The sequence below is a fragment of the Nonomuraea sp. NPDC003754 genome (assembly GCF_053605785.1).
In genome coordinates this window covers 1-18,866 of the sequence record NZ_JBSGJX010000074.1, presented here as the reverse complement: position 1 = coordinate 18,866, position 18,866 = coordinate 1, and the positions used below count along the sequence as shown (strand labels likewise).

17 protein-coding genes and 2 pseudogenes are annotated in these 18,866 nt (G+C 68.8%); 8 read left to right on the top strand and 11 right to left on the bottom strand.

Translation table 11 applies throughout. The features are described 5' to 3' along the window. Window positions 1–217 precede the first annotated feature (217 nt). From ACWEVS_RS44235 to ACWEVS_RS44220, 4 genes and pseudogenes are all read right to left on the bottom strand, one after another. Window positions 218–496 (bottom strand): zeta toxin family protein, encoded by a 279-nt coding sequence (locus ACWEVS_RS44235; protein WP_452557021.1) that lies wholly within the window; start codon window positions 494–496, stop codon window positions 218–220. Continuing rightward, a complete protein-coding gene (locus ACWEVS_RS44230) occupies window positions 486–824 on the bottom strand; it encodes a hypothetical protein (protein WP_452557019.1) in 339 nt (112 codons plus the stop codon). The genes ACWEVS_RS44235 and ACWEVS_RS44230 overlap by 11 nt, the downstream gene beginning before the upstream one ends. Then, the gene (locus ACWEVS_RS44225) at window positions 821–1,570 is read right to left on the bottom strand and encodes a histidine phosphatase family protein (RefSeq protein WP_452557017.1); all 750 of its coding nucleotides are present in this window, start codon (window positions 1,568–1,570) and stop codon (window positions 821–823) included. The genes ACWEVS_RS44230 and ACWEVS_RS44225 overlap by 4 nt, the downstream gene beginning before the upstream one ends. Window positions 1,571–1,617: 47 nt before the next feature. Continuing rightward, window positions 1,618–2,947: pseudogene (locus tag ACWEVS_RS44220) on the bottom strand (IS1096 element passenger TnpR family protein). A gap of 95 nt (window positions 2,948–3,042) precedes the next feature. Between ACWEVS_RS44220 and ACWEVS_RS44215 the strand changes: the two are divergent. Continuing rightward, on the top strand, window positions 3,043–4,041 hold the full coding sequence (locus tag ACWEVS_RS44215; protein ID WP_452557015.1) for an FAD-dependent oxidoreductase: 999 nt from the start codon (window positions 3,043–3,045) through the stop codon (window positions 4,039–4,041). Between the two features lie 189 nt (window positions 4,042–4,230). Continuing rightward, window positions 4,231–5,463 carry an MFS transporter gene (locus ACWEVS_RS44210; protein WP_452557013.1) on the top strand — a complete coding sequence of 411 codons (1,233 nt, stop codon included), beginning with the start codon at window positions 4,231–4,233 and terminating at the stop codon, window positions 5,461–5,463. A 140-nt stretch (window positions 5,464–5,603) separates the two neighbouring features. Here the strand turns inward: ACWEVS_RS44210 and ACWEVS_RS44205 are convergent, their stop codons facing one another. Both ACWEVS_RS44205 and ACWEVS_RS44200 read right to left on the bottom strand, forming a co-directional pair. Beyond that, complete coding sequence (locus ACWEVS_RS44205) at window positions 5,604–6,695, bottom strand: integrase core domain-containing protein (protein WP_452557011.1); 1,092 nt, start codon at window positions 6,693–6,695, stop codon at window positions 5,604–5,606. A 698-nt stretch (window positions 6,696–7,393) separates the two neighbouring features. Further along, window positions 7,394–7,822 carry an HIT family protein gene (locus ACWEVS_RS44200; RefSeq protein WP_452557009.1) on the bottom strand — a complete coding sequence of 143 codons (429 nt, stop codon included), beginning with the start codon at window positions 7,820–7,822 and terminating at the stop codon, window positions 7,394–7,396. A gap of 326 nt (window positions 7,823–8,148) precedes the next feature. On the opposite strand from ACWEVS_RS44200, the gene ACWEVS_RS44195 reads away from it, so the two are divergent. The 3 genes from ACWEVS_RS44195 to ACWEVS_RS44185 all read left to right on the top strand — a co-directional run bounded on the left by ACWEVS_RS44195 (window position 8,149) and on the right by ACWEVS_RS44185 (window position 10,162). Continuing rightward, entirely contained in the window at window positions 8,149–8,526 is a 378-nt protein-coding gene (locus ACWEVS_RS44195; RefSeq protein WP_452557007.1) for a hypothetical protein, read from the top strand. A 501-nt stretch (window positions 8,527–9,027) separates the two neighbouring features. Then, window positions 9,028–9,654, top strand: coding sequence for a plasmid pRiA4b ORF-3 family protein (locus tag ACWEVS_RS44190; RefSeq protein WP_452557005.1), 627 nt, complete (start codon window positions 9,028–9,030; stop codon window positions 9,652–9,654). Window positions 9,655–9,784: 130 nt separating this feature from the next. Continuing rightward, on the top strand, window positions 9,785–10,162 hold the full coding sequence (locus ACWEVS_RS44185) for a DUF4158 domain-containing protein (RefSeq protein ID WP_452557003.1): 378 nt from the start codon (window positions 9,785–9,787) through the stop codon (window positions 10,160–10,162). 7 nt (window positions 10,163–10,169) lie between these two features. On the opposite strand, the gene ACWEVS_RS44180 is transcribed toward ACWEVS_RS44185, so the two are convergent. The 4 genes from ACWEVS_RS44180 to ACWEVS_RS44165 form a co-directional block, all read right to left on the bottom strand. Continuing rightward, entirely contained in the window at window positions 10,170–11,378 is a 1,209-nt protein-coding gene (locus ACWEVS_RS44180; RefSeq protein ID WP_452557001.1) for a hypothetical protein, read from the bottom strand. Between the two features lie 253 nt (window positions 11,379–11,631). After that, window positions 11,632–12,708 carry a hypothetical protein gene (locus ACWEVS_RS44175; RefSeq protein WP_452556999.1) on the bottom strand — a complete coding sequence of 359 codons (1,077 nt, stop codon included), beginning with the start codon at window positions 12,706–12,708 and terminating at the stop codon, window positions 11,632–11,634. Window positions 12,709–13,041: 333 nt separating this feature from the next. Beyond that, window positions 13,042–13,233 (bottom strand): DNA cytosine methyltransferase, encoded by a 192-nt coding sequence (locus ACWEVS_RS44170; protein ID WP_452556997.1) that lies wholly within the window; start codon window positions 13,231–13,233, stop codon window positions 13,042–13,044. Beyond that, window positions 13,205–14,002, bottom strand: a complete 798-nt coding sequence (locus ACWEVS_RS44165; RefSeq protein WP_452556995.1) for a DNA cytosine methyltransferase — start codon at window positions 14,000–14,002, stop codon at window positions 13,205–13,207. The genes ACWEVS_RS44170 and ACWEVS_RS44165 overlap by 29 nt, the downstream gene beginning before the upstream one ends. Before the next feature lie 41 nt (window positions 14,003–14,043). Between ACWEVS_RS44165 and ACWEVS_RS44160 the strand changes: the two genes are divergently transcribed. From ACWEVS_RS44160 to ACWEVS_RS44150, 3 genes are all read left to right on the top strand, one after another. After that, the gene (locus ACWEVS_RS44160; RefSeq protein ID WP_452556993.1) at window positions 14,044–14,409 is read left to right on the top strand and encodes a PadR family transcriptional regulator; all 366 of its coding nucleotides are present in this window, start codon (window positions 14,044–14,046) and stop codon (window positions 14,407–14,409) included. Next, window positions 14,406–14,849, top strand: a complete 444-nt coding sequence (locus tag ACWEVS_RS44155) for a hypothetical protein (RefSeq protein WP_452556991.1) — start codon at window positions 14,406–14,408, stop codon at window positions 14,847–14,849. Before ACWEVS_RS44160 ends, ACWEVS_RS44155 begins: the two co-directional genes overlap by 4 nt. 373 nt (window positions 14,850–15,222) lie before the next feature. Then, window positions 15,223–18,162 (top strand): WD40 repeat domain-containing protein, encoded by a 2,940-nt coding sequence (locus tag ACWEVS_RS44150; protein ID WP_452556989.1) that lies wholly within the window; start codon window positions 15,223–15,225, stop codon window positions 18,160–18,162. 438 nt (window positions 18,163–18,600) lie between these two features. Here ACWEVS_RS44150 and ACWEVS_RS44145 read toward each other — a convergent pair. Further along, window positions 18,601–18,866, bottom strand: a pseudogene (locus tag ACWEVS_RS44145) (IS5/IS1182 family transposase); the annotation flags it as partial.

Genomic DNA, 18,866 nt, shown 5'->3' with positions numbered 1-18,866 from the left:
GCTGTCGGCGCCGAGTTGCCGTTCAAGCACGGTGATCTGATGGCGCAGGGCGAGTATCTCGATGTCCTTGTCCCGATCGCCCATGGGCAGCAACCTCAGCGCGGCGAAGGCGTTCGTGACGGCGAGGAAGGCCAGGCGAAGGAGCACGGCTGATCATCATGCCGCACAGATCGTCTCCCGGAGTGACCGGAGATCGCCCACGCCATGAGAAGACCTGCTAGGCCGCTGACCTGGCCGGATGACTTTTTCGGCAGGCGCAGTGATACTGCGGGTGAAACGGGTTGTAGAAGTCCATGTTGATGTTGAGGAAGCTGCCTGCCTGCCCCAACGCCCGTTTCACCATGGAGGTGATGGCGGTCTTCCCTGCGCCGGTCTGACCCCCCACGATGACGACCACCGGCGCGTCTTGCCGCGCTGCGCCTGTGAGCACCATGGGAACGATCTGCTCACGGAAGATGCGCTCGTTGGCCTCCTCGGATAACTGGTCAGGGGACATCGCGCCGCCCCGCGAGGCCGAGATCCAGAATGTGCCGACACCACTGACGAACCTGGGCCACCCGCTCCGTATCGGCTGGGTCGAGGTGCTGCAGCAGCGTGGCCGCGCGTTGCTGCTGTTCCCGCAGACGGGCCAGCGCCATCTGATCAGCAGCCGGTTCCCGCTCGAGCTGGGCACGCCGGTGCGAGCACAGGCCCAGAACCTGGATCTGTAGATCGCGGGTGACGTGATAATCACGATCGGCGTCTGCGTCGAACGGCTGAACTTCGATGCTTCCCAGCACCGACGGCGGAGGTTCCGCGGCGCCATTGTGATGGTCACATCTCATGCGTCCTCCCGGTGCAGGTCATGCACATGATCGGTCATGTTGTAGGCGACCAGGTGCGGTGTGGTTGCCCGCCAGTTCCAATGGGTGAGTGAGGCGTTGGCCACGGGGTTGACTCGGCTGATCTTGGCGAGTTGCTGCCAGGTGAGTCCTTCGATGAGCCGACGCAGCATGAGCACCACGGCGTCGTGCGCGATAAGCAGTACGCGTTGGCCATGATAGGTGCGATGCACGTCGTCAAGGAAGCTGGCGAGACGCTCGGCGACGTCAGCGAAAGACTCGCCGCCTGGCGGCCGGTGCAGGAATTCTCCCTGGCTCTGGATATCGGAGGCGGCACCAGGAAACCGCCGGTGGATCATCGCAGGAAGCAGCAGTTCCCACTCCCCCATGCGGCGATCGACCAGGCGCTCGTCATAACGAGCCGGTCCGAGGATGACCCCCCGTCGGCTGGCGGCCGCCACGATTTCCTCGAGGGTCTGCCGGGCCCGGTTGTAAGGGGAGCACACCAGCACCTCCGGGCGTGCGGAAGCGGGGAGCGACGCCACATGGTCACCCACGCGAAGGGCCTGTCGTCGCCCGAGGGCGGACAACGGAACCTGTGAATCTGGCCCGGTGATCTCCAGCTCGCTTCGCTCAGCGGCGATCGCCGCAGCAAATAACACGTTCGCTTCGCTCTGGCCATGGCGCACGGCGAACAGGTCGGCTAACCGATCTACATCAGCAGGTGGGGGCTCGATCATGAACTCCATGCAATCACAACGCGCCGCCGGCGGCTCCCCGTCGCCAGATTCGTCGTTCACGGGGTCCTCAAGGGGTGATCCAGATCGATGCTAGTGCCGAGCTCGGTCAGCGCGGCGTTGACGGCGTGGAGGTCGAAGGCGGCGGGGTCCCAGCGGCGGCCGAAGATCTCGCGAGCCTGCTCGTACTTCCAGCCCTTACGGTGCCGCAACGCCCGCGCGAGCTGGCCGAATCCGTGCGGGCCGCCGGAGTCTTCGGGGGGCGCGGCGCGGGCACCGGCGCTGCAGCGCGGGTAGCTGGCCGTGGGCGCGGGCTTGTGGATCTTCTCCACGAGCACGGTCATCTCCCAGCAGTCACCGAAGTCGTAGCGGTAGCCGAGCCGGTCGCCGGCCTCGGGGGTGAGCTCGGCCAGCGTGACGGCGGGCGTGGTGCCCGTACTCTGCCCCGTCGCAGGCGAACAGGTGCAGGTGGTAGTCCTCCCAGGCCGACGCCCAGCCCATGGCGATCTGGATGACGCGGTGCAGCTCGCGCAGGGTCGCCGTCGACGGCAGGTGGAGGCGGCGCCAGATGGGTGGCGCCACCTCCCGCAGCGTGATCTTGATCTGGTGGATGGTGGTCGCCCGGGCCGCGGGCGCGTGCGCGGCGGGGCTGGCCGTCCTGGCCGTACCGGTGGTGCGGCGGGCGGCCGGGTGCTCGCCCGGGGTGTCGCCGGGCTCCGGCGACGGCTCCGGCCGGGCGGGGGTGGGCGGCGGCGCGGGGCCGGTCGCGGGCGGCGCGCCGGGCCCGGCACCGCGGGCCAGCGCGGCGGCCAGCCGGGCGTCGGCGCGAGCGGCGGGGCTGCGCTCCAGCTCCTCGACGTGCAGGTAGGCCTGGGTGGTGCGGGGGTCGGCGTGGCCGAGCAGGGCCTGCACCACGTCGAGCGGCTCGCCGGCCTGCAGCAGCGCGGTGGCCACGCTGTGCCGGATGGAGTGCAGGGAGACGTTCTTCGGGTCGGGGATGCCGACGGCCTCGGCCAGCCGCTGGATGAGCTCCAGCACGTAGGAGCGGCGCAGCGGCAGCCCGGTGCGGGTGACCAGCAGCGGCCCGGGCGCATTCCCGCGCTCGGCCAGGTAGGCGTCCAAGATCCTTCCGGTGACCTCGGCGATGACGACCTGGTGGTCGCGGTCGCCCTTGGCGGGCAGGGTGAGGATGCGGTGGGCGCCGGTGTGGCCGAGCGCGTCGAGGTGGACGTCGGTCAACTCCGAGATCCGGCAGGCGGTGCCCTTGAGCAGCGCGACGATCGCGGCGGTGCGCGGGCTCTCGTGCGCGACGGCGTGGGCGACCAGGTCGTCGAGCTGGGCCTCGGTGAGGTGGCGGGTGGCCTTGCTGCGCCGTTTGGGCAGCTCCATGTCCCGGAAGGGGTTCGCCTCGGCCGCCTCGGCGCGGATGAGGTAGCGGTTCCGGCCTGCCCGAGCTGACGGAGCTGACCCCGGTCTCCAGTGACTTGTTCGTCCGCTATGGGATGTGGTTTGCCGACCGGTTCGTCGGCGAGGTCGAGGACTCGCGCGTGGCGTGGGTGAATCAGCGTCGCGGTGGCGGCTTCCATCTCGTGCTGGATGACGGTGGGCGCCTTGAAGCCGATGCGGTGGTCGTCGCGTGCGGTCTGCGCCCGCTGGCCCACGTGCCTCGTGTGCTGGCCGATCTGGCCCCGCAAGGGACGGGACCGCGGGCGCCGGTGTCGCATTCGAGCGATCACAGCTGCCTGTCCGGCTATGCCGGGCAGCAGATCGCGGTGGTGGGAGGCGGGCAATCGGCGATGGAGAGCGCGGCTTTGTTGCATGAGAGCGGGGCCCTGGTCGAGGTGCTGGTCAGAGGAACGCGGGTGCGGTGGGGGCAGAAGCCGACGCTTCACCGGCCGCTGGGGCAACGGATCGCGCGTCCCGCCTCTCCGCTGGGGCCCGGCTGGGCGCTGTCGGCTCTGTGCCGGGCGCCCGCGGCGGTAGGCCGGCTGCCTGCCCCGGCACGGCTGTGGGTGATGCGGCGGGCGCTGGGGCCCTCGGGCGCCTGGTGGCTCCGCGACAGGGTGGAGGGCGTCATACCGGTGCGCACGGACGCCCCAATCCGCCACGCCTGCCTCCAAGACGGCAAGGTAAGGCTGGCGGTGGGCGACGCGGGAGCGGAGTTGACGGTCGACCATGTGCTGGCCGCCACCGGCTACCGCATCGACGTCGACGCGCTGCCGTTCCTGGCATCCGAACTGCGCCCGGACGGTGCGACTGGTCGGCCGGGGCCGGTCCACCGCCTCCGGACGTTCGGGATGAGTTCGGACCGAAACCGTGCTCATCCCCTCGCGCGGGTCACAGGCGTGACCTGCTGCTATCCCCCTCGTTTGGGGCTCCTGCCACGATTCTTACGATCACCCGAAGACCTGCGCCTCCACCACGATTCCGCCTGCCGGCGGGCGTGGGTCAGGTCCTCGCGCAGCCGCTCGAGGTGGCGTTGACAGGCGTTCGTGGCGGTGGCGTTCGGCGGACAGCTCCCGCCCTTCTGGAGGAGACAGTTGACTGGCATTTGACGGCATGCTGTGATCTTGGGAAGATCCTGTCTCGTGCCGTCGTCAGCTCTCGGATCACTCTCAGCCGCCTTGGATCGCGTGACCGCGCTGACCGACCTCATGTGAATGGCGTACCCCATGCTGCCGGTCCTCTTACGCACGCCTGCCTTTCGTACCTACTTCATCGGGCAGTTGGCCTCTCAGGTGGGCACGAGAATGGCACCGGTGGCGCTTGCCTTTGGCCTCCTGCTGTCGGGGCATGATGCGGCCGCGCTCGGCGTCATCTTGGCCTGCGCGTTGGTGCCGCAGCTGTTGTTTGCGCTGCTTGGCGGCGTCATCGCTGACCGGGTTTCCCGTCGCCGGCTCTTGCTGGCGACAGATCTATGCCAGGCGGTGATCCAAGCTGTCACCGGGTTCTTGTTCATTTCAGGGAACGCCCCGCTCTGGGTTCTGGGCCTCTTGCAGTTCCTCTATGGGAGCGCGTCGGCTTGGGCTGGGCCGGCGCTGGCTGGACAGGTCGCGGATGTGACCTTCGATAAGCAGCGTCTGCAGCAGGCCAATTCCCTCATCGGAATGACCCGCAGCATCGGCGGGATCGCAGGACCTGCGTTGGCAGGCATCCTTATCGCCGTGGCCGGAGCGGGGTTCGCGTTCTTGTTTGACGCGTTCACCTTCGTGGTCAGCGCCCTGTGCCTGAGCAGGCTTCCGGATCGGCTCAAGGCTGCCGACACAGCCAAGCCTGGGCTGGTCAGCAATCTACGGGAAGGCTGGTTGGAGTTCCGCCGCCACACCTGGGTGTGGGTGATGGTGGCCGACGGAGTCGTCTATCACCTCATTGTCGCCGCGACCGTACAGGTCGTCGGACCCTCGATTGCACAACAGCAGTGGTCGGGGGCCGCCACCTGGGCCAGCCTGCTCACCGCCCGCAGCGTCGGGGCTCTGGTGATGGGTCTGCTCCTGCTGGGGCGGACCGTGCCGCGGGGCCTGTTTTTCGGGCGGTTGGCACTGATCGCCGAGATACCGGTGCTCGTCCTGCTGATAAACGGTGACTCGCTGGTGCTACTCGTCATAGCCGGAGTGGTCGCGGGCGCGTCGATGACGTTCTATTCCGCCGGGTGGCGGACATCCTTGCAACTTCACATCCCATCCGACCGGCTCTCGCGAGTCTCGTCCTTCGACTGGCTTGCCGCCATGGCGTTTGCACCAGTTGGCTACACGGGATTGGGCTTGGCGAGTGAGCATGTGGGAGCCGACACCGTGGTGTGGGACACCATACTGATTCACGCTATGGCCACCGTCGCTGTCCTGCTGGTACCCGCGGTGCGACGGTTGGACAACCGAGCTCGAGCCGACGCATCTACCTCTACTTAGCCTCGGGCTTCACGGTGGATTTCATCGGGCTGATCGTTGATATGAGAAAAGCGCCTTTGAGCTGGGAGAATAGGGCTTGTCGAGAGTCCTGTCCGCACCAGATCAGAAGCCTGCGGGTGCCGATTATTCATCCGTCCAGATCAAGCTGCATGCGCGTATTCCCTGAGGACGCCATCGAGTCGATCATGTCGGCGGATACCGAGGCTCGTGATCTCGACCGGGATAGTGCTCGGCTCGGGCAGCGGCCGGAGCGGCGCTGCCTGTCTGAGGGTGCGGTGTGGTCGATGTTCGTTGTAGAACGTCTCGAACTCTCGCAGCGTGTGAAGTAGATGAGGTTGGTTCCAGATCAGGGTGCGGTCCAGTAGCTCGCGGCGGCAGGTCTGGATCCAGCGCTCCATGATCGAGTTCATGCGCGGGATGCGGATGCCGGTCGTAACGACCTGGATGCAGGCGTCGGCCAGCACGGCGTCGAAGGCGGCGGTGAACTTGGCGTCCCGGTCGCGTATGAGGAACATGGCGGTGGTGCCTGCCTCGTGTAGGTCCATGAGGAGGTTGCGGCCGAGTTGGGTGACCCACGGGGCGGTGGGGTGGGCGGTGGCGCCGATGATGTGGATGCGGCGGGTGGCGTGCTCGATGACGGCGAAGACATAGAGCCGGGCCCCGGTCAAGGTGCGGACCTCGAAGAAGTCGCATGCCAGGAGCGCGCCGGCCTGGTCGCGTAGAAAGTTTGCCCAGGTGGTGTGAGTACGTTCGGGCGACGGAGCGATGCCGTGTTCTTTCAAGATCTCCCACACGGTGGAGGCGGCGACCCTAATACCGAGCGCGGCCAACTCGCCGTGGATACGCCGGTAGCCCCAGGAGGAGTTCTCCCTTGCCAGTCGCAGCACCAGGGCGCGGATGGATTGGACGGTGCGCGGACGTCCTGGCCGCCGGGGTGCGCTGGCCGCGGCGTGACGGCGCCTGAGCAGGTCGCGATGCCAGCGCATGAGAGTGTCCGGGCGGACCAGCAACGCCAGCTGCCGCAGCTTGTCCACGGGCAGATGGTGGAGCAGTCCTGAGAGGAGAAACCGGTCCTCCGGGGTGAACGCGGGCTTGCTCACCTGCCGCTCCAGCACCGTCAGCTGGTGCCGCAGCACCAGGATCTCGATCTCCTTGTCACGATCGGTCATCGGCAGCAGTCGCATGAACGAGAAGGTGTTCGTGACGGCGAGGTAGGCCAGGCGCAGCAGCACGAGCGATCATCATGCCGTTTCGGTACAGCCCGCGCCCCCCGATTTGAAGCGCATGATCACCCATCGAGCCTGCGACCTGCACGGATGAATTTTCGGCACCCGCAACGTCCGTGGACGTGACCCGGATCGCAGACCTGGACAACTGGCAGCGTGTGACCGACGCCGTCGACAGGTAGTAAGCCACGAATCCCGCCGGGAACATGGTCATGGCGGAGGCGGCCCGGCCCCCTCACCGCCCGGCCATGACGGCGTCCTCCTCCCGAACGTGACCTCAGCCGCCATGTAGCAGTGAGGTCCTGTTCTCGGAAGTGCTGAGCTGGGGTTTCAAGCCGGTCACGTGTGTTCTCGAAAGTCGGTAGCGTCTCCGCTTCCGAGAACACGGTCTTCTTGGAACCTCGGTGACCTGTACTGATCAGCTCACTTGGGGCTGGGGCCACGCTCGGGAGGAGGAAGCGAGCTGGCCCACCGCCTGGCCATGCTGGCCAACACCGTCAGGACTGGCGCCCGCGACCACCAGGCCGTCGCCGCCGACTGGCGGCACTCTGCCCGTATCGCTGGGACACCTCGCGCGCCGAGCGACCCCATCTCGCCGTGAGATGGGGTCTGAGGAACATCGGAACCGGATCGTGCGCTTAAGCCGACTCCCGCTACGGCGGCTTCTACGACGTCAGCCCCGTCGTCCCTGGAGGTGGGGCGTCCTAACCGCCCATGGCCCGCCGCAACCGTGATGCCAGTTCGACGCGCAGGCTGCGGGGCGCCGCCTTGTTGCTGGGATTAGGGATCACAAGGTTGTCAGCGTCGAATCGTGGCACGACGTGGACATGAAGGTGGGACAGCACCTGGTCTGGCGCGTTGTTGCTGTTGAAGATCGTTGTGCCGACCCCGCCGAAGGCCTCGGGGGCGACTGCGGTGATGCGAGCCACCACCTGGAACAGTTCCGTCAGTAGTGCGGGCTCGGCCGCATGTAGCGCGGTCACATGCTGGTTCGGCAGCGCCATGACCTGTCCCGGGTTGGCTGGCCGTTGCTTGAGGGTCGGGATGACGAAGACATTCTCGGTCCTGAACACGATCAGGTCCTGATCGGCCTCACCGACGGCAATCGCACAGAACGGGCACTCTTCAGCCATCGGGTGATCATGTCACTCGCTGGCAGATCATGCATCTCCACGATGTTCGGTGTGCCGAGTCGGCGTCGAGCGCCTGACCACGCTGGCCGCCTCGCTCAGTAGCATCAGCCGACCGCGCCGCCCGGCCTCCGCCGCCACCTGGCCGTCGCCGCCGACTGGCGGCACGCCGCCCGCATCACCGGGATTCGTCGCGCGCCGGCGCGCACCGCGGCGGGCGACGAAAGCCCCATCTCACCGTGAGATCCCACCCTGAGTTTTTTGCACTTTCGTGACACCCCTACGCGCGTGCGCGAGCTGACAGCAGCAGGGCCGGGTAGACGGCTCGGGTGGACCGCAACGGGAGGAACGAGGGCGACATCCTCGTGCAGTGCATGTGGTGCGGCACGAAGGTCGCCGACGGATCCGAGCTGTTCAGTGTGGCGCCGGATTCCTCGATGGTTCACGCTAGCGATCCCACGTGGGACGGCCACCGCGTCCTGATCGCCTGCAGCCCCGAGCACCTGGCCGTCCTGCAAGAGCATTACCGGCGCCGGCCCTTCGTCGACGAAGAGCTGTGGGCGGGCAAACTCGCCCGAGCCCTGGAAGGCGTCGACTGCACGCCGCCCCTTGCCGAGCTGACCGAGGCCACCGGGCTGAGCCTGGAGCAGCTCCAACGGTGCCTTGCCTGGATCGACACCCAACTTCATCGGCCCCACACCAACTGACACCGGGTTTTCCGACACTCCAATGCGCGCACGCGAGCACAACGCACTCAGGTTTCCGGACTTTTCGGGCACCCCTACGCGCGGGCGCGCGTGGCGTCCGGCGCCGTTCGGGAGCGCTCGACTACGCTGCGAGGTTCGTCGTGTCCCGCGCCGTGGGAACGGCCTGCTGCGGAGTCGATTTTCCCGCTCAGCCAGTCGTGAGGGCCGGCGGTGGAGGGGGCCAGCTCTCGCCCGGCTGGCTGGGGCACGGGCACGGCGCACGCCGTCGCCTCTGGCACGTCGTCGCTGGTGTCAGAGGCCGCCGCGTCCGTCGGCAGGACCTGCCCCGAGGTGATCTTCGGAGCATTCCCCGGGGCAGGCGTGCTGGTCTGCCCGGCCGGAACGCGCGAGTCCCCCCGAGGGCAGGCACGCTGGCCGCTCTGCCCGGCCAGACCGCGCGGAAACCCGCGCTCCCCTCCACCGGATGGCTCCGGGAGGCGGGGAACCGGCAGGTGCGCCACTATGGCGCCCATCGCCGCCGGACACACCGAGAGATACGCCGCCGTGAACACCGTCACCGTGGGCACCGTCCACCAGCTGAAGATCACCTTGCGCGGGGTCCGCCCGCCGGTCCGGCGGCGTGTTCACGTGCCGTCGACAGCGACCCTCGACCAGCTGCACGAGGTGATCCAGGCCGCGTTCGGCTGGCAACAGCACCACCTGCACGTGTTCGGCCGCGGCGACCTCGAGTACGGCGACAACGCCCGCGACGAGACGAGCGTGACGCTCGCCGGACTGATCCCCCGAGCTGGGGATTGGCTCGGCTACCGCTACGACTTCGGCGACTGCTGGGACCACGACATCGAGGTCGAGAAGATCCACCGGGCGGCCAAGAACACCACCTACCCGCGCTGCAGCGGCGGCGGCCGCGCCTGCCCGCCCGAAGACTCTGGCGGGCCCGAGGGCTATGAGGAACACATGCGGGCCCTGCGCCATCGCAAGGGCTGGAAGTACCAGGTCGGGTCCAGCCGAGATACGGGTAAAACCGGCCATGAGTCGATCTTGAGAACGTCAGGGCATACCTGCTGCGCGTCGGGGGTTGGGGTGCTCGATACCGGCGCGAACCTCCCCGTGACGGATGGTGCGTAATCTCGGAAGCCGCTTCTCGGTAGAGGAATGCCGATTCTAGATTCCGCGTTCCGCCTCGCTCACTGTGTTCGGTCGGCTACAGTACGACCTATTCTGTGGTGATCGGGGCTGCTGGGGAAGGCTGTGCCTGATGGCCTCGATCGACAAGACCGCCTACCCGCTGTTCAAGCGGACCATCTCCGAGCGCGAACTGCGCGCGGCGTACTCGCCGAGCCTGGCGGAGATGGACTGGGCGCGGGAGATGACCGACAGCGGCGAGACTCGGCTGTCGCTGATGGTGTGGCTGAAGTGCTGTCAGCGGCTGGGACGGTTCCCCAGACTCGCCGAAATCCCGGCCCAGGTGATCGAGCACGTACGGAACGAACTGGGTCTGCCGGAGCAGGTCGGCATGACGGACGTGGCCGATCGGACGGGACGCAACTGTCACGGGCATTGCGCTGAACGCCGCCCGGAGCTTGCGACCGGCACGGCGAAGGTCAGGCGCTGGGCAACCTCGGCTGCCAAGTAGCCGTTCGCTAGCCAGCGCCCCTTCGAGTGACCCAGAGGTTCCCCTGGCTCAGCACCCAGACCTCGTGGGTGCCGGGACGTTGGGACAGCCGCATGCCCAGCCCGAAATCCTCCTCCGTATCGGGTAGCTTGATCGGCTCGTGACGCCGGCCGGTGACGTGTTCGAGGGCGGTGTCGTCGAGGGAGGTGAGCCAGACGCCACCCTGCCCATCCGGGGCGAGGTCGGCCTCTCTGTTCGGCAGTGCCACCTTGCCCGTGTGCCATGACCAGGCCGAGCCGTTCCAATGGGCCAGGACCTGCCGCCCGGGCTCCGACTCATCGCTCGCGTACCAGGTCCAGTAGGCGGCCACCCAGACGTCATCAGGCCCGGTCGCGACCATGCTGTCGCACGCGAGCCAGGCCCTCGGCTCCCCCTTCGGATGGGGCAGCGCCAGGTCGGGAACGCGCTGCCACCGCCCGCGATCCCATCGTGCGAGCTGGATGCGATGTGCACCCTGGACTCCCGCCGCCCAGAGCGCGCCTCCCTGCCCTCGCGCGAGCACGTCAGCCTCCGCCACCGGTGTGTGAGCGGAGAGCTTCCCCTTGGTCAGCCGAACGGTTCTCCCCCGGGAGTCGATGAACCACGGATCGGTGCCGCTGACGGTCAGCGCCTTGGCCTCCTCCGCCGGGTCCTCCGTTCGGACGGTCCGCGCCTCCCATCCGCTGCCGTTCCATCGAGCCACGCAGGACACGTGGTCATCCTTCTCCAGTCGCTTGCCGTACACCCACAGGCTGCCGTCCTCGGTCACGTCGACCTTGGACAGGTGGTCCGAGCACCTCCGCGGCGGAGCGACCACATGCCACGTACCCGCGTCGTACCGCCACACCTTCCCCCGGCGCTCGGTGTCGGTCGTGATCAGGCACCCCTGCTCCTTGTCCAGATGGGGCTTTACGGGCACCTCGGCCGTGCCGACCACCCATACCGTCCCGTCCCGCTTGACCGCCAGGTCGTTGGGAAACCCGTCCTTGACGGCCTTGGCGAGCTGCCAGTCATCGATGTGATCGGTGTAGGCGGTCTTCTCCGGCCCCGTGGGCGGCAGCTGGCCGTCACAGATGGGGGTGGATGTCGGCTTGGCCAGGGCGGTCGGGGACGGTGGGGCCGCCGCCGGCGTGGCCGAGCAGCCGCAGAGGAGGATCGACACTACTGCCAGCACGGCCGCACGCAAGGATCCGGGCATCGGGCCACCCTACGCCCAAGATGGACAAACTTCACACGGTCACCCCAACGGGCGCCGGGCCAGCTCCGCCTCCCATCGCCGCATCGACGTGTCACACAGCCTGCACATGGGGATCGACATGTCGTCGGTCTCCTCCGCCAGGCGGACCCGCACTTGGACCCGGCCTCTCTCCAGAAGCGGTGCCGTCGACGTCGGCTGTTGGTGTAGCCCGGCCGGTACGCGACCAGGCCATACCGGATCGGCGAGGCCACGCTCATCCCAGCTCCATCAGGCCGTCAGGCGTCGACAAGAACGTCCGCGGCGCCGAATCGTCGTGGCCAGCCGTCGCTTCCCGTTCGTCCAACTCGACCGGCACGTACGCTGCCAGCAGCGCGCCTTCCTCGAACAGCTCTACGAGCTGGGCCGGGTCGATCTTCTCCGCGATCTCCGGCACCGTTCCGCCGCTCTGGAGGGGCTCCACGAGCAGCAGGAGTCGCTCATGGGCGCGCACAGCTTCGCGCCACGCCTCGGGAATGTCGATCGCGCCCAGATACAGGTGGTGCGGTTCGTGGCCCTCCTCCGGGTCGGACATCCGCACGGCCACCCACTGTGGCGCGAGGGTCGATGAGTAGTAGCCGTCCACTACGCGCACCGACCAGCCCGGCTCGGCCTGAGCGCTTGCCAGCGGCAAGTCGAATCCAGCCGGCCGCCACACCGCGAGCTCCAACTCGGTCAGCCACGGTCCAGCGCCCTGCCCGCGGTCGTCGGTCACCACGGCGCTGATCAGCAGGGCCGGTTCGGTGGCCTCTGGGTCGTCGAGATCCTCCAGCTCGAAGTCGAACAGGCCGGGCACCACGACCGGCTGGGCGCTCCGGGTGATCTCGGCCTCGATTTCCGGCCTGGCGCTCGCCTCCAGGGTGACGACTCGCGGCCCCGCGGGACGTCCACCTGCTGCACCCATATGACCTTGGACGGCTGACACCGGGGTGGTAGCGCCGGGAGCCGAACTGCCGGGTGAACGGGTGCAGGTCCGGGTCGTAGGCGGCGGCGACGAGTTGCAGCGTGGTGTCGTCGCGGCGGGCGTCGCCGTCTTCGCCGCACCAGCCGCACCGTACGTAGGCTTCAGGTTGCCGAACCAGGCCCGCATGTCCTCGACCTCGTCGAGGCTGGTGCCGCGCCAGCCCACGCCCCGCATGAACGCCTCGACGTCGCCGGAGAGCACGTAGTGGAGATCGCGGTCGAGGCGCTGCCATGCCTCGCGAATGTAGGCGAGGGCGTCCTGGTAGGGCTCGCCGGTCTGCTGCTGGCGGCGCCGGGCGGCCTTCTGCCCGTCGCGGTCGTTCCTGGTCATCTCGGTCCCAGTCTCGCCGGCGTCGTGACAGGCAACCGCCTTACGCCCTCCGCCTACTCCCGATAAGGAGCCGAGCTGCGAGCTTTGGGGCGCGGCTCGAGGGCTTGGTCGACGTCGACCGAAGGCGGGTCGCGGCACCGTCCCGAACCGTCGTGACGTAGGCCTTTGCTTCCTGCAAGCTCAGTCGCGGGGCCTGCTTACGCAGGTGGCTCATCGCGGCCACGACGCCGGCGGAGTGGACGAGCGCGCGAACAGCGGAGGCCAGTGGATCAGACGGTCTACTGCCTTTGGTCTGCAGGAGGCTGCTCCTACCGGAAGGCCACGTGAGCACGCTCACCTGATGTCGTCGTCGGGCGGCCGCGCGTCGACCTCGACCAGCCGCCTGACCAGCCACTCGCCGACCGGTACGGCCAGCGCGTTGCCCATCTGCCGGTAGCGGGCAGCGTCCGAGCTGCCCGGCACGTCAGTCCAGCCGTCCGGGAAGCCCTGCAGCCGTTCAGTCTCGGTCGGCGTCAGCCTCCGCACTCCGGCCCACCGGAATAGGGTGACCCGCCTGGGCGGTGTTGTCATCGACGCCTCCCCCCGCCCCGGCCATGTTCGAGGTGAGGGCCGACACCGCGACCGGCAGGAACGTCATCCGGTCGAGGTCGTTGCACCAGCCACGGCTTCCAGAGCCTCCGCCAAGGGTTCCGGCAACTTCCGCCGCCGGCGGGCTGCTCGGCGCAGGACGCTCGCCGCGGCGACCGGACTCAAGAAGTACTTCGCGGGGACCGTCTGGTGATCCTCCAGCACGTTCGACAAGGAGGAGACGACGGCGTCGCTGGGGTACTCCGAAGAATCGTGCGTCGAGCACCCGCCAGGCGAACCCCATCCCGAGCTGGGCCAGGTCGTCGGCAATCTGCGCGAAGTCTTGGCCTTGGCGGACGGAGAGGATGCCGGGGACGTTCTCGCCGATGAACCAGGCCGGGCGCAGCTCGAACAGGATGCGCCGCACTTCAGACCACAGGCCCGAGCCGGGGTCGTCGAGGCCTGCGCGTCGTCCGGCGAGGCTGTTGCCGGTGCAGGGCCGGCCTGCGGTGACGATGCCGCGTTCGGGGGTGAAGCCGGTCGCTCGGAGGTGGTCACGGGTCACCTCCCGCACGTCGGAGAACAGGGTGGTGTTGGGGAAGCGCGTGGCCAGGACCCGCCTGCAGGCGGCGTCGATCTCGACGGCGGCGGTCACTTTCACGCCCGCGCGCTGGAGTGCGAGGTCGAAGCCGCCGACCCCGGCGAACGGGGAGACGGCGGTCCGCATCTTGCTACCAGTTCCTTATTTCACCTATGTAAGATAGAGCCATGGCAGGAATTGAACGAGTCACACAGCCCACGTTGGACGTCCTCGAAGTGCTGGTGCAGGCCCAGCAGAACGGCGAGGAGATGCACGGCTGGGCCATCATGAAAGCCACCGGCCGTGCCGGTCCCACTGTCTACAAGGTCCTCGACCGGTTGGAGGACGCCCACTGGGTCAAGGGCAAGTGGGAAGAACTCGCCGACGACCAGCCCGGCCCGCGTCGCCGCTTCTACGAGCTGACCGGCGAGGGTGTGTCCGCCGCCCGCGCGCTCCTGGCCCAGCGGCGCCCGTCCGCGCTCACCGTCCGCCCGGTGCTCGACTTCGCACAGCTCGCCTGGCTGAACACGCTGCTGGCCGGAGGAGCTCGTTGAGCGGCTGGGAGATCATGTTCGCCTTCGTCGCGGGCCTGATCGTCAACGAGATGTGCGACGTCTCGCCATGGCTGGCGAAGAGACTCGTCTGGTGGTCCGCTCACCTTCGATATCAGAACCCCATGCGCGCAGAGGTTCGCGCCGAGGAGCTGATCGCACTGATCGACTCGCGGCCCGGCAAACTGCTCAAGCTGTTCACGGCCATCGTGTTCCTAGGCGCTGGCGCTGGGGTTCACGTCTGGGAGTACCAACGAGACCGACGAAGAGAAGCAAGGTACCGGAGAGACAACCCCTCGCTAGTTACTCTCACGCTCAAGAGCACGGTGAAACTCACCTGGGGCCGCCCCCGCAAGCCTTTCTTGGCCGCGGAGGAGTATTGGCGCCGTGTGACGCAGGGATTCCGGGGAGCCGCGGGAGGCGAACAGAGGAGCGGCGGTTGAGTGGGGTGACTGACACCGCCGCCCGCTGCGTTCATGTCGCGCGTGTCGCTGACCAGCGGTGACGCGCTGAGGAAGATCCTAAGCGACGCGCGAACGCGCCCACACCGTCATACCAGTGTGGGCGCGTTCGCATCTGTACGCGCAGCACAGGCGCGCGTGATCCATACCGAACACGGTCGAACACGCGCGACCTGCGAAGAATGCCCTACTCCAGGGACGTCGCCACCAACTGCGACGGGTCACGCTCCAGCTGGTCCCGCGCGTGGCCATCGTGATGCTGTTGACGAGAGGCGCGGGCTGGTGAAGACGCGCCCGTGACGGAACCCGATCTCCGTCCGGCGCGTTGGGCTCGGTGATGGACGAGATTCCTGGTTTGACGGAGTTGGTCGCGCGGCTCACCTCCGATGAGCACGGCTTCGTCGCCGTCCTCCCCGAACTAGACGGCGTCGAGGGGTTCGGCACCACCGCGCTGGCCGCCGCCGCCTGCCATATCCCGGAGGTGGCCGAGCATTTCGGCGACGGCATCGACTGGCTCACCGTCGGCGTGGCCCAGCCCCACGTCGTCGAGTCCCTCGTACGCGACCGGCTGGAGTCCTTCGGCGTCCCGTGGATAACGGCGGACGCCGAGCCCGAGTTCGAGGAGCCCGGCAGCGGCCTGCTCGTGCTCGACGGGGTGCGGACCGCCGAGCAGTTGCGCGCCTGCTTGAGCCTGACCTCGGATGTCACCGTGCTGGTGACCGCCAGGACCGCGGACATCCTGCCCGGACTGCCGTCGATCATCCGGCTCAAGGTCCCTGAGGGGGGCTGGCCCCTGCTCGCCAGGCTGTCCGGGTCGCTGGGGACATCGGTGGACGACGCGTTCGACCTCGCCGATCCGGCCGCCAGGGCCTACGCCGTACGGAAGGTCCTGGACGCCGGGCTGCCGTCGCTCTCGCCGGGGGCGCTGCCGCGTCTGCTGGAGCTCGGCGCCTTCGCCGCGGACAGCGACATCCCCGCGAGCGTCGTTCCCGCCGTGTGGCAGCGGACGGCGGGCCTGTCGAAGGGGGCGTCCGAGCGGCTGCTGGCCGAGCTGTGCGAGGCCGGGCTGGCGGATCTCCGCCCCGACCGCGACCTGCTGCTCGTACCCGACGTGGTCCGTGACTACCTGCGCCAGGCATCGAGCGGGGAGGCCGTCTCCCGCACCGCCAAGGCGCTGATCGGCACCTTCACGGACGTCGAGGAGACGGTCACGGACGAGGCCGTCATGTACTGCCTCGCCCACCTGCCCGACCACTACGTGGCGGCCGGGGAGGACCTGGCCGAGCTGGTGACCCAGACGGGCTGGATCGCGTCCAAGCTCGCCTCCCTAGGCATCGCCGCCGTCGACCGTGACCTGGCCAGGGCAGGCGCTCCCGAGGCGGAACGGCTGCGCCGTACGCTGGCCAGGAACGCGCATCTGTTCACCCACGGCGACCGCGGCGCGCTCCTGCCCACCCTCGCGGCCCGCCTGTACGGCGACGCCGGCGAGCTGCGCGAGATGCTCCACGCGGTCGGCGAGCCGTGGCTGGACTGCCTGTGGGCGCCGCCTGACCTGCCCCATCCGGCGCTCGTCCGGACGATGCGGCTCAACGACGAGCGGGTGACCCAGGTGGCCATCAGCCCGGACTCCACCTGGATAGCCGGCGCGAGCTGGGAGGGCAAGGCCAGGATCTGGAACCTCGACGGCAGCCTGCGCGCGACCCTCAGCGGTCACGAGGACGCCGTCTCCTCGGTCGCGATCTCCGCCGACGGGACGTGGCTGGCCACCGCGAGCTGGGACCGGACGGTACGCACCTGGCTGGCCGACGGCACGCCGATCGCGGTCATGGAGGCGGCCCACGGCGAGGTGCAGCAGGTCGCGATCGCCCCCGACGGCACCTGGATCGCCGCGGTGACCGACGACGGCAGCCTGATGGCGTGGAGCGACACGGGCAATCCGCTGTGGCGCGTGCAGGCGCAGGCCGACGAGCACTCGAAGATCGCCATCGGTGCCGGCAGCGCGTGGGTGGCGCATCCCTGCGAGGATGGCATCCGCGTCTGGAACAGGGACGGCACGCAGCGGTGCGCCGTCCCGCTGTCAGAGGATCTGCAGGTCGCAGAGGTCGTGGCCCATCCGCTTCGGGACGCGATCGTGGCACTCCACATGGACTCCCGCGCGCGTTGCTGGAGTCCGGAGGGGGCGATGGAGGGCGTGGTGGAACCCGCTCTCGACGACTGTTCCGACATGGCGATGTCGTCCGACGGCCGGTGGCTTGCCGCGTCCGCCGACCGCCCCGAGGGATTCGTCACGGCCAGGCTCGACCGGCCGCGAGAGGAGATGGGGTTCGTCGCCCGCCACGCCCTTGTGAACGACCTGGCCGTCAGCCGGGACGGCACGCTGCTGGTAACCGCGATCGAGCCCAGCACGATCCAGGTCTGGGACCCCGCCGGATTCCCTGCCAGGGGCGAGGACCACCGTCGCACGATCGCCAACGCTGTGGCGGTGGCCAGGGACGGCACCTGGCTGGCCACCGCGGGCATCGGGTTGTCCTTCTGGGATCCGGCGGGCGGCCGTCCCGCGACCGTGGCGGAGGACACCTTCTTCACCTCGGTGGCGATCTCGCCCGCCGGCCGCTGGCTCGCGACCGCCGACTCCGACGGCCTGGTCCGGCTCTTCGAGCGGGACGGCACGCCCATCAGGACGCTCAAGGTGTGCGACGACTGGGCCGACACGGTGGCCATCGCCCCCGACGGCTCGTGGCTGGCGGCCGGCGGCCGCGACGGCCGCGCCAGGCTGTGGTACGCCGACGGCACCCCACTGACCACCATCAAGACGTCGGTGGAGGCCGTGAAGCACCTGGCCATCGCCCCCGACGGCACCTGGATGGCCACGGCAGGCTCCGACCGGATGGACCTGTGGGACGCGCAGGGCAGGCGGCTGGCTCCCACGCTGGAGACGCCCTCGTTCGTCGGTGGCCTGGCCATGGCGCCCGACGGTGGGTGGGTGGCTGCCGTGCACTGGGACGGCGGCATCGCGCTCTGGGACAGGACAGGCGACGCGGTCGCGACATTGCCCGGCGACGAGGTGCTCTACACGGGCCTCGCGGTGAGCGCGTCGGGCGAGCACCTGGCCGCCACGGCCGACGACGGCACGCTGCGCGTGTGGGACGTGGCAGCCCGACGATGCGTCTCCATGATCAGGATGGACGGCGAGCTCCACGGCTGCGCCTGGTCACCACGCGGCGCGCTGTACGCGGCGGGCGATGCGGGCCTCTACGGCTTCGCCCTGCGTTCGCTTCTCACCGCACCGACCTGACCCGACCGCTCCCACGACCACCAGCACCGGTCACCGCCTGCCTACACGCTGAGGTCATTGGCCCGGCGGATCCTGCACCTCACCGCAGAGATCGATGACCTGAACACCCAGATCACCACCGTCATCACCGCCTGCTGCCCGGCCCCGCTGCCGGGCTCATGACGGACGCTCCGTATCGGCGGTGGCCGAGCCCGGCTCCTCCCCGGCGCCCTCGGCGAGCCGATGCGCAGGCTCCTGTCTGATGGCCGCGAGCTCGGCGCGGGTTGTCTCCGCTTCGCGCCGCGCAGCGTCGCGTTCGGCCTCGGTGCGAGCGAGCGCGACCGCCGCAGCGGTGGGTCTGATCGGCGGCCTGCCGGCGGGCGTGGGCCAGCTGCGCGCATGGCCGCTCTGCTTCGTCCGCGGAGCAGCCGCGCTCGGCGTTAGGAGCTGTTTCCTGGATCACGTGCGGAGCCAGATGACCAGGGCTGCGACCGTGACGGTTCCCAGGAACATGTAGGCGCGTTTGTCGTAGCGGGTGGCCACCGCGCGGAAGTTCTTGAGCCGTTGATCGCCCGCTCCACCACGTTGCGCTTCTTGTACCGCTCGGCGTCGAATCCGACCGGGCGGCCGCCCGCCGAGCCGCGCCTGCGCCGGTTGGCCCGTTGATCACGAGGCTCGGGGATGATGTGGCGGATCTTGCGCCCGCGCAGATAGCGCCGGTTGGC